The following is a 1,865-nucleotide window of genomic DNA, read 5'->3' as shown; positions in this document are numbered from 1 at the left end:
GTACCGCCTCGTCGGACACAGCCATTCCCGCAATCTCCCAATCGAATCAATTGGGAACCCACAGATTCAGTACTTGCACCAAATGTCACGCGCCAACTCACCCGATTGCCCTGACGGGATGGTTTTGTCCAGCAGCAAAAGCCTGTAGAAAAATTTTTATTAAGCATGAGACGTCCATAACGACTTAAAACGTCAGCCATACTGACGAATTGTACGGGCTTGGGGACGAAACGCTGCCCGACTACCTTACGTCCGTCGAAGAGGGTGGGTTTTACGGCTGGCCCTATTGCTACTGGGGCAGGACCGTGGACGATCGTGTCACGCAGGCTCCGGACCTCGTCGCCCGTGCCATCCAGCCGGATTATGCTCTCGGCGGCCACACGGCATCGCTCGGCCTCTGCTGGATGCCGGGCGGCACCTTGCCGGGGTTCGGCGAGGGCATGGTGATCGGCCAGCACGGATCGTGGAATCGCTCGACGCTCAGCGGCTACAAGCTGATCTTCGTCCCTTTCGACAATGGCGTGCCGAACGGACCGGCTCGCGATATCCTGTCCGGCTTTCTGTCCGAGGACGAGAAACTTGCCTATGGACGTCCCGTCGGCGTGGCGATCGGCCCGGACGCAGATCGCTGCTGATGGCGGACGATGTGGGAGACGTCATCTGGCGCGTAACCGCCGTGTGACGCAGTCGGTCGCACCGTAGCGGTGATCGCGGAGGCTGAAATAAAGCCGTGGTAGTCATGGAGATCTCCGTTCCCCGGTCTGTTCCGGGACATGCGTGGACTTAGGAAAGGGTCCCCGCCGGACCGGACCGGCAAGGCAGAGTGTTGATGCTTTGTCAGATCCCGCCGCCGACTCGTTCGGAGCAGGAGATCGTCTTGCCATCAACGACGACGGTCAGATCGGCGTCGTAACCGGAGCCGCCAGCGCCGAGCGTGACCGTGCCGAGCAGTGCCGTCCCGCCTGAAGCTACGGCGAAGGGCCCGCCCTGCCGGATGTCGGTTCCCCGACCGGAGACGCGGAACGCGTACTCACCGCGGGTCGCCTTCTCGGCATGGGCGAGCGCGGTCAGTTCGACCGATCCCCCCGGCGCATGTCGGCGGCGGGAAGCATTTCGCCGACGATCCCAGCATTGTTGAATGCCCCGTCCAGGTGGACAAACCGAGCCAGGGCCAAGGCAACAAGCGCCTGCGCATAGGTCTCGTCCTTGATGTCGTCTGAAAGCGCGACGGCCGTGCCGAGGCCTCCGTCGTTGATCTCGGCCGCAATCTCTTCCATATGAGGAGATGATCTCGCGCTTGCTGGAGCGGCTGTGCGAAGCGGGCGTCGACTCGATCGGCCTTCTGGGCTCGACAGGCATCTACGCCTATCTGACGCGCGAAGAGCGTCGCCGCGCCATAAAGGCGGCGGCAGAGTGCATCCGAGGGCCCGTGCCACTCGTCGTCGGCATCGGTGCGCTTCGTACGAGTGATGCCCAAGAGCTTGCCCGAGATGCCGAAGCCGCTGGCGCCGATGCGCTGCTGATGGCGCCAGTCTCCTACACGCCGCTGACGCAGGACGAGGTCTTCGAGCATTATCGTGCGGTCACGGCCGCGTCCGGTCTGCCGCTCTGTGTCTACAACAATCCCGGCACCACCCATTTCACCTTCGGTATCGCGCTTCTGGAACGCCTGTCCTGTCTTCCCACGATCCGGGCGGTGAAGATGCCCTTGCCGGCAGACGGCGACTTTGTAGGCAAGCTCGCAATCCTGCGTGCGTAATTCGCGTGATCATGAGCACGGATTTCAGACGATCGTGAGCATGGATTTCGCGGCATCGTGAGCATCGATTTCAGAGGATCGTGAGCAGCTTTCAAGAAGCTGCGGG

The 1,865-nt window shown here is 62.1% G+C and carries 2 protein-coding genes and 2 pseudogenes; 2 read left to right on the top strand and 2 right to left on the bottom strand.

The annotated features are described in order from the left end of the window. Positions 1–203: 203 nt before the first annotated feature. Positions 204–682: pseudogene (locus VQ042_RS25435) on the top strand (PQQ-dependent sugar dehydrogenase); the annotation flags it as partial. Between the two features lie 155 nt (positions 683–837). Here the strand turns inward: VQ042_RS25435 and csgH are convergent. After that, complete coding sequence (csgH, locus tag VQ042_RS26275) at positions 838–1,071, bottom strand: curli-like amyloid fiber formation chaperone CsgH (RefSeq protein ID WP_442880248.1); 234 nt, start codon at positions 1,069–1,071, stop codon at positions 838–840. Continuing rightward, positions 1,068–1,277: a hypothetical protein gene (locus VQ042_RS25430; protein WP_331823025.1), complete on the bottom strand. Its 210-nt coding sequence runs from the start codon at positions 1,275–1,277 to the stop codon at positions 1,068–1,070. The genes csgH and VQ042_RS25430 overlap by 4 nt, the downstream gene beginning before the upstream one ends. A gap of 5 nt (positions 1,278–1,282) precedes the next feature. On the opposite strand from VQ042_RS25430, the pseudogene VQ042_RS25425 reads away from it, so the two are divergent. Next, a pseudogene (locus VQ042_RS25425) lies at positions 1,283–1,753 on the top strand (dihydrodipicolinate synthase family protein); the annotation flags it as partial. Positions 1,754–1,865 lie beyond the last annotated feature (112 nt).

This window comes from Aurantimonas sp. A2-1-M11, from assembly GCF_036549475.1.
Lineage (GTDB): Bacteria > Pseudomonadota > Alphaproteobacteria > Rhizobiales > Rhizobiaceae > Aurantimonas.
Note: the sequence above shows the minus strand (reverse complement) of the source record. Positions and strands in the feature narration are given on the sequence as shown.

Coding starts and splice junctions, on each gene's coding strand:
- VQ042_RS25430 (WP_331823025.1), bottom strand. CDS start 1,277: ATGGAAGAGATTGCGGCCGAGATCAACGACGGAGGCCTCGGCACGGCC.